Origin of the sequence: Acinetobacter sp. YH12097 (assembly GCF_013419225.1) — a bacterium.
GTDB lineage: Bacteria > Pseudomonadota > Gammaproteobacteria > Pseudomonadales > Moraxellaceae > Acinetobacter > Acinetobacter amyesii.
Window position 1 is genome coordinate 20292 of record NZ_VPAN01000039.1, and the last position, 8139, is coordinate 28430.

The 8139-nt window shown below is 42.2% G+C and carries 5 protein-coding genes, 1 pseudogene and 1 other annotated feature; all 6 genes and pseudogenes read left to right on the forward strand.

Annotated features, from left to right (window positions below; genetic code table 11):
• The first annotated feature begins 198 nt into the window (after nucleotides 1–198).
• Nucleotides 199–3918: an ATP-binding protein gene (locus FTU37_RS13710; RefSeq protein WP_078390059.1), complete on the forward strand. Its 3720-nt coding sequence runs from the start codon at nucleotides 199–201 to the stop codon at nucleotides 3916–3918.
• A 24-nt stretch (nucleotides 3919–3942) separates the two neighbouring features.
• Nucleotides 3943–4575: a hypothetical protein gene (locus tag FTU37_RS13715; protein ID WP_004676008.1), complete on the forward strand. Its 633-nt coding sequence runs from the start codon at nucleotides 3943–3945 to the stop codon at nucleotides 4573–4575.
• On the forward strand, nucleotides 4572–5816 hold the full coding sequence (locus tag FTU37_RS13720; RefSeq protein ID WP_005100615.1) for a hypothetical protein: 1245 nt from the start codon (nucleotides 4572–4574) through the stop codon (nucleotides 5814–5816). The genes FTU37_RS13715 and FTU37_RS13720 overlap by 4 nt, the downstream gene beginning before the upstream one ends.
• On the forward strand, nucleotides 5807–6673 hold the full coding sequence (locus FTU37_RS13725) for a hypothetical protein (protein WP_004676005.1): 867 nt from the start codon (nucleotides 5807–5809) through the stop codon (nucleotides 6671–6673). The genes FTU37_RS13720 and FTU37_RS13725 overlap by 10 nt, the downstream gene beginning before the upstream one ends.
• A gap of 154 nt (nucleotides 6674–6827) precedes the next feature.
• Entirely contained in the window at nucleotides 6828–7394 is a 567-nt protein-coding gene (locus FTU37_RS13730) for a recombinase family protein (RefSeq protein WP_006581699.1), read from the forward strand.
• 182 nt (nucleotides 7395–7576) lie between these two features.
• A pseudogene (locus FTU37_RS13735) lies at nucleotides 7577–8139 on the forward strand (IS3 family transposase); the annotation flags it as partial.
• Nucleotides 7866–7982: a sequence feature (AL1L pseudoknot), on the forward strand. Its footprint overlaps the pseudogene before it by 117 nt.

Genomic DNA, 8139 nt, shown 5'->3' on the forward strand with positions numbered 1-8139 from the left:
CCTAAATCTCTGTGCGCCAGGGCGTACAAAAATGGCTAAAAGTTGTCCCGGTTTTATCCGCAGAAATTGGGGATAGTTGGTGTCTATGTCGGATAACCGCCATTATATTTAATAAAAGTATAAGATCAGGGAAAGTTACAGTTTTTATTTAAAATTGAAGTATCCATTAGACTTATGAATATTTATAAAAGGTATATAATGAGTATTATTAACCCTCAAGAAACCTCTATGAAAGGTTTACAGTCAATCATTCTTTATGATTCTTTTCTTTCATCTAAACTATTCCGAGTTGATATTAGTGGTGGTCATACAAACATTACCGGTATCAACGGTGCAGGGAAAACCTCATTCCTGAACCTGATTCCTATTTTCTTTGGTGCCTCACCAAATGGGTTAATAGAGAAAGCTGCAAACAAGAAAAATTTCGTAGACTACTATTTGCCGAGCAGTCGAAGCATGGTGATTTTTGAATACCTTGCTCACTCAGGTACAAAGTGTGTGGTGCTGTATCGCAATAATAATCAGGGCAAGCACAACTACCGATTTGTTGATGGATGCGCGGAAGATACGCTATTAAGTGAGAGCAGTCTGGAAATCTTGGGTCTTTCTCAGAATGTGAAAGACGTATTTGATCAGGTTTATAAATCTGGCGTTGATGTGAGCCGTCAGATCGACAGCATCCCTGAATATATCTATACGCTGACTGCAGATAAATCACGACTGACAGGTGAAAGAAACCTTCGTGATTTATGCAACCGCTATTCACTGTCTGGAAGCAAACAACAGCTAAAATTCCTGAGCAATCTGACCCAGGTAACGATTAACCAGAACAATGTTGTCTCAAACTTCAAAACCATGTTAATTGAAGCGTATTTGGACAACGAGAAAATCAAAACAAAACCAACCTCTACCGCAGATTGGTTAGCAACCATCAATGATGTGAAAGCCCTACAAAGCCTTCAATCGGAAAAGCAGAAGATTATCTCTGGCATTCAGTTAAAGAATGCGGTCTTAGCCTCCTTTAATGCGCTTCATGCACACCTGTTGGTACTCCGGGACCATGTGGTGAACTACGAGCAGCAGATCAGTTCGATAGAGCATGAAATCTATGCGGTAAAGAACAAAGGGAATGAGACAGTCCGTAACCTGAATAACCAGATTGTACAAGTCAAAGAGCTGATTGCAGTAAAAGAAAAGTCTGCAGGTAACTTTAAACAGGCAATTCATGATATTGAAGTTGCGGAAAGACGTTATCAAGACATGAATATTTCCGTCATGGAACAGGAATATAAGAAACGTGCGCACTACTTCAACGAGATTGAAGAAGCGAAGAAATACAAACAGTTTTTGACTGAAAGCTACGAAAATATCAACCGCGAGTACGACAAGCATTCAGCAGATTTGCTTCGTGAAAAAATGGCATCCAGTGAAGCCCTTAATGCTGAATCTAACGAGGTTCAGGAGGCAATCAACCAGTTGCGAAACCGCTTTGATCTCAAGGTGAAAGAGCTTGAGCGCAAACAGGCTGAACAGCTCCAAATTCTTGATCAAGAAATTTCCAGTGAACGTCAAAGGCTTCTGGATATCCAGTCAGCAGCTATGGAGCGCATGCACCAATCAACACTGTTTACGGATGAAGAAAACCTACAGCTACAGCGCCTCAAGTTGGCTTATGAAGTCAAAGAGAATACCTTGTCTGCAAAGTCTGACGAATTGAAAGCGGCTCAAAACAAGCTTAAACAACTTAATTTTGATCAAAACAAGGCGCAGTATGATCTTAATGGATTAAAAGCCAAGCTTGAGAAAGCCAAGCAGTCAGAAGAGAATCTGCGTACAACCCTGTTCCAGAAAGACACCTTGCTACGGTTCCTGAATGATGCACCGAATGAAGATGTGGACTGGCGTACTACCATTGCGAAGGTCATCAATCCTGAGCTTTTCTTCAAAACCAACCTGAACCCTGTCTGGCAAACTGGCGTGAATGCCAATGCCCTAAGCCTCTATGGTCTTGAAATAGACCTGAACAAGTTGGAGATTCCAGGGGAAGCCGACAGTCTTGAGCAACTACAAATACGTCTGAAAGATGCCGAGATTTACACGGCTTCTTTGGTTGAGCAGTACGACAAGCAATCGCATCTGGCTCAGTCCATCCATAGAGAGATCAACGAGACCAATATTGCAGTTGTTAAACTCGAAAATGAGTTAAATACCCTGCAAAACGAGAAGCAGCAAGCCCGACAGGTTTATGACCAGACTGAGAAAGAGCTGAAAGCGAAGAAGGCAGAAGCTACACGTATTGAGCAAGAAGCTGTAAATAGAGCGAAATACGAGCTGCAAACTTTCAACAATCAGATTGAGCCGAAGAAACGTGGTGAGCTTCGATCAGCCAACATGCTTGAAAAAAATGGCTTAAAGGAGAGCTATGATGCGTCCTATGCAGACTTGCGTATCAAGCTTGATCTGATTGCCACAAAGGAAAAGCAGCTAGAGAGCAGCTATCAAGCCAAGATGGATGATTTGACCAACCTGTATCACAGCAAACTGCGTGAGCAAGGCGTGGATGAAAATATCCTGAAACAGGCAGAAATGAAGATCAAGGCTGCGATTGCACAGCACACCAAAGTCAAAGGCTATGAAAGCATTTTGGCTGAGTACGATATGTGGAAGAAAAACCACTATCAGTACAAGCAGAACCATATCGAGGACATGAACCAAGCTCTGAAACTTGTATCTGAATACAGCCACAATCTTTCCAAACTGGAAAGTGAGCTTGAACAAGTCCGAACCTCCCTTCGTACAAGAGTGGACAATCTTGAAGCGAGTGCACAAGATTTCAGGGAGAAAATCAAAAAGCTGGATAAACAGGGGCGTGAAATCGAAAACCTGTTCGATGACGATATCCTATTGGTAGAGGTAGATCGACCTGAGTTTTTAAGCTTCGACAGCTTCTCTCGTGATCTGGGTACGTTGGCTGATACACAGAAGAAACAGATTTATCAATTACGCTTGCAGACAAACGCTTCTAAGGCATTACTGCGCAAATATGAAGCCTTCTCTCTGTTCAAGCTGTTTGAGGAAAAGATGGAGAGTATGGGGACTACCAGTGAAACCATGAACACCATTAACTCCATGTCTACCATCGAAAGCATCATGGACTACGACTTGCCGAAAAAGCATGATGCAGTCACAAACATTTTCCGTAATAAATCGGCTCAGTTGCGTAACTATATTCAGGAAATCCTTAATCTAAATAAGCGTTTAAAGAGCGTATCTACGGAACTGTCTGGTTACCTGAACCGTAGCAACAAGTTCAAGGCATTCACTGACTTCTCAATGAATCTGGAAAGTGTGCTGAATGACAAGAACACCCTAGATCAGCTCAATCAGTTTGTTTTGCAGTGTGAGGACTATCAATCCTTTGAAAACATGCAAAGCAGCTCCATTCCGAGCGAGGATTTCATTCGTTGCTGTGAATACACCTTAAAGGCAATTGAAAGCACCAAAGGACATACTGATGATATCCGCTCTATGGTACGTCTGAAAATGAGCGTGATGAACAATGGTCGTCTTGCCGAGCTGCGTACTGACAACGACTTTACCAGTGCAGGGAGTACAGGAACGTCACGTATTCTGGTGCTGATCATGTTCCTCGCATTGTCACGGAAGTTATGCCCTGATAACTCGACCTACATCCATATCCCGCTTGACGAGATTGGCAACTTTGATGCGATCAACACCAATTTGCTGTTCGACATGATGGACCATAACAAAATCTATCTGGTCTGTGCTCAACCGGAAAACTCAACCTCTAACCACAAGTTTAAGAATCTCTACATTGTTGGAGCCAATGGTGTCAGCACTGTTGTTCCACTGGAAATCGAAGGCGATAACCCATTGCTTGCAGCAGAACCAGTCTAATAGGGAAAAAGTGGAGAATTTTAAATGGCTGATAAACGATTAACAAAAGTAGCGACCAAATTATTAGAAGGTTATCTAATTGACCAGTGGAGTGATTTTGAGAACTTTGAGTTTTTGAATGATGTCGAATTTTTAGATCAACTAAACAACCATATTAGTTTTCTAGGCAAAAAGTGTATTCAGACACCGTGCGGTGGTGGGTATTTCCTGATTTACCTTGATATTGAAAGTGACCCTGAGATCAAAAAGGTCATCACCAAACAGTTTGAGGAAAACGTCAGCAAAATGGAGCCACTTGTGGACTGGCTGCGACTGTTCAGAAAGGCAGGGGGGCGCAATGAACCTCTGATTGGAGGCGACAGAATTACGTCTGGTGAAATCCTGGTTGAAGTGGAGAAGTCCAAGCATGTCCAAAAAGGGCTAAAAGAACTCTCTGCAAAGTTGGGTAAGACCGCAAGCACAGTGAAAGACCAGATCAACGGTGTTATTCAGTTTTTGGTACAGCGCGAATATTTAGTGCCGGTTGGGGTTGTGGGTACTGAGTTTTTGGCAACTTCACGTTGGTCGATTTTCTACGATGAAGCTGAGTACCTTGCCGAACACAATGCGATTGATATCACTCAAACAGATGATGTGGAGCAGGGCGAGTTACTATGATCGACTTCGTGAATCCGGCTGAACGTGGGGCGAAGGTTTTCTCTGCAAACATTGATGCTATTGCCGAAGCAATCATGTTTACCAGTTCGTCTATTCAGGTCAATGAATCAAACAAATCCTTGATTGATAATTTGCTGTCTTGCGATCTTGGGTATCTGGATGCAGAAAAAAACACGCTGCATCTAAGAAACTTCGTCATTGAGTTTGTGAATTTCTATAAAAACAGAAAGAAACGCAACATTTCCGCACCCGACATTAGCGGTCTGATTGATCGTATCAAAACGGTGAGTACCGACTATGCCTTGTCAAAAGTCGAGGACCCGGAAAGTGCCGAAGTATTAAAGGTTGAAGCAAGTGACCTGATTATTGAGCTTTCAAACAATATCAGCGAGAACATGACCAATTTTGCCGATCAGTGCTTTGAGTATCTGTCGCTGTTCAACAACTACGACATGAAAATGCGTAAGGCTGAACAAAGCTTAAAGACTGCCAAAATGCTAATTACGGCACTGGAAATCCTTTCACCAAATACGATGGATGAATTGGCGGTAGGTGATGCAGACTTGCAGAGAGTGATCTCCAAACGTCTCAAGCCAAGCGTGTTTGAAGCCATTGAAGAAATGAACCACAGCCATCACCGACTGGACAAGCAACTCTTTGAATGGAAAAAGGACATAAAAACCCAGGAGCGAATCAATCTGATTGATGCGCTGCACCGTCATTTTGCCAACAACCGGACGCTGAATGCCGATATTGATTTCAACAAGGCACCTGATAGCTTCCGTCGTGTACCACTTATCAAGCTGAAAGCTCGTGCCGATATCTACCTTGAGGATTTTGAGAACACTTTATCTGCGGTAGCTCAGACAGCCAATCAGAAGCGTGTTAAAAAAGATGGTCCAGTTGTTGAAAAAAAACGCCCACCGGTAGAGAAGGCAACGCATACGATAGTGAAGGCAGTCTCACCTCTGGATAAAGCTGCATTTTTCTTCTTTGACGCTTTTGGCAGTCCGGCAATCAATGAAATATCAGCAAAGAACGCCTACATACGCCTAGAGCCTGGATGCAAATTTGAATACTGGATTAGTCGCCTCCTGTATGAGTTTGAACTCAACCACTCAAACCATCTTGAGTTGCAGTTAGTGGGTGAAACGGATGCTAAATATAATGGCAACTACTACATTTCAGATATCGTGTTTCGTCGCAAAGACAGCAACGGAAAGGTGATGCAATGCGCTTAGGGCAAAGAGAACTCTCAATCATTCAGACGGTTTTACAGCTTAAAACCAGAGTGGTGAAGCTTAACAAGACATGGACAATGCTGAACAAAGACATGCAGATCGGTAGCATCATCAAACGTGAGCTGCATCTAAGTGAATCAGATCTTGATGTGCTTCGGGTTCTGTACGGAAAGCATGTAAAAACGGAGCCAGAGGTAACGTATGACTCCAATGCAGACCGAATATCGCTTGCTGATCATCGTATAGATGAAAAGTCTGGCAATGCCAGCGTTTTCGGTGAGCAGCTTTGGTTTGCTGCGATCAATGCACAACTACCGTTAAAGTCCGGTGAGATGCACATTGCACATCCTGGCGTGACAACAGCCGTGTCCTTAGAGCATCTTGCAGTAGAAAAAATCAGGAAGCTGATCATTATTGAGAATGGCACTATGCTTGTACGGATTTCGGACTGGTATCAGCAAGTTCCACTCGAATGGCAAGACAGCCTATTCCTTTACAGGGGGCATGGTAAGAACTGCCGGTCAGTCAATCAGTTGCTTGAAGTTCTGCCAGAAGAATGTCCGGTAGCGGTGTATACCGATTTCGACCTGTATGGGTTGAATATCGCCAATAATTTCAACCTGATCAGACCAGTCTCTGTGATGGTTCCCCAATGTTGGCAAAGCATTAAAGAACAACACCCTGATAACAACTTCTATAAGTATGTAGACCAGTCAGAGTACATTTCGGATTTGTCGGAAACCGAAGGCATGTCGGAGCCGATGAAAGCGATCTTGAAGCATGTGAACTTCAATAAAGTTGCAGTTATGCAAGAGAACGTGAACCGGCTTGGTCCATTGGTGTGTATAGCAATTTAAGGGCACTGTTGCAAAAGTTCAAGGTGTTACTTTAGACTATAGCCTAACGGAACAAAATAAAGTCTTAAAAAGCAACTCAAAAACCGTATTTATAGACTTAATATTTAATTTCGGTACAATATGTATTTAATTATCTAAACTCTAACGGTACAGAATGCCTAATCAGGTCGGATATATTCGAGTCAGTTCAACTGAACAAAATACTGAACGTCAATTAGATGGAATCAGCCTGGATAAGACCTTTACTGAAAAGGCAAGCGGTGGTAGCCGTGAACGTCCTCAGTTAAATGCAATGCTCGACTATCTGCGTGAAGGTGATACGGTGCATGTTCATAGTATTGATCGTCTGGCACGTAATACAAATGATCTGAACGAAATTGTGAATAGTCTGAATGATCGTGGTATAACCATTATTTTTCATAAAGAGAATTTGACCTTCAGTCATGATGTAGCACAATCGGCAATAAATAAACTCATGTTTCAGATGCTTGCTGCATTTGCAGAGTTTGAACGCTCCATGATCCGTGAGCGTCAAAAGGAAGGAATTGCAAAAGCCAAAGCGAAGGGCTTATATAAGGGAAGAAAGCGGAAGGTTGACTATGTTGAAATACGAAAAGCAATGGCTGAAGAAAATTCAACATTTAGAGGTGTTGCAGAAAAGTTTAAAGTAGGGATAGCAACAGTACAAAGAGCTTTAAAAGAAGAAACTAATAATCAATAAGGTTGATTAATGAAGACGCTTAGATATTCAAATTTAGAAAAGATCATGACCATTTATACTGAAATTTCTACTTATATTACATTTCATAATGCGACTGGTTTAACAGATATAAATAAATCAATGGAAGATTTTTGAACCGTACCGGGTTTGTCGGAGACCAAGCTTTCTGAGAGAATGTCCCGATGAAAAAAGTAAAATATACCCCTGAAATCAGAGAAAGAGCGGTTCAATTATTGATTGAATCCGAGAAAGATTATCCATCGAATTGGGCTGCGATCACCGCTATTGCTCCCTGAGCAGTATACTGCGCAAGGGTTGTACTCCTGAAACACTACGTGTTTGGTATCAAAAATATTTAGATAAACAAAATCCAGTTAAAGTACAGCAGCTTTCAGACCAAGAACGTATCAAACAACTCGAACGCGAAAATAAAGAACTGCAACGCGCCAATGAAATTCTACGTAAAGCAGCCGCTTTTTTCGCCCAGGCGGAGCTCGACCGCCCACACAAATAATGGTGGATTTTATCCATAATAATAAAGAGCTGTACGGAGTCGAGGCGATTTGTAGAATTTTACCGATCGCACCTTCAACCTATTACCGGACTCTAGATCTCTGTGAAAATCCAGAACATCGAGCAAAGCGAGATTTACATGACTTGCATCATGCTGAGGAGATTAAACGAATTTGGAAGGAAAGTTCAGGTCGGTATGGTGTACGTAAAGTCTGGCAAAAACTGAAACGTG

What these genes read in the sequence shown, in the direction of transcription:
- FTU37_RS13715 (WP_004676008.1), top strand. Translation starts at nt 3,943, where the DNA reads ATGGCTGATAAACGATTAACAAAAGTAGCGACCAAATTATTAGAAGGT.
- FTU37_RS13730 (WP_006581699.1), top strand. Translation starts at nt 6,828, where the DNA reads ATGCCTAATCAGGTCGGATATATTCGAGTCAGTTCAACTGAACAAAAT.
- FTU37_RS13720 (WP_005100615.1), top strand. Translation starts at nt 4,572, where the DNA reads ATGATCGACTTCGTGAATCCGGCTGAACGTGGGGCGAAGGTTTTCTCT.
- FTU37_RS13710 (WP_078390059.1), top strand. Translation starts at nt 199, where the DNA reads ATGAGTATTATTAACCCTCAAGAAACCTCTATGAAAGGTTTACAGTCA.
- FTU37_RS13725 (WP_004676005.1), top strand. Translation starts at nt 5,807, where the DNA reads ATGCGCTTAGGGCAAAGAGAACTCTCAATCATTCAGACGGTTTTACAG.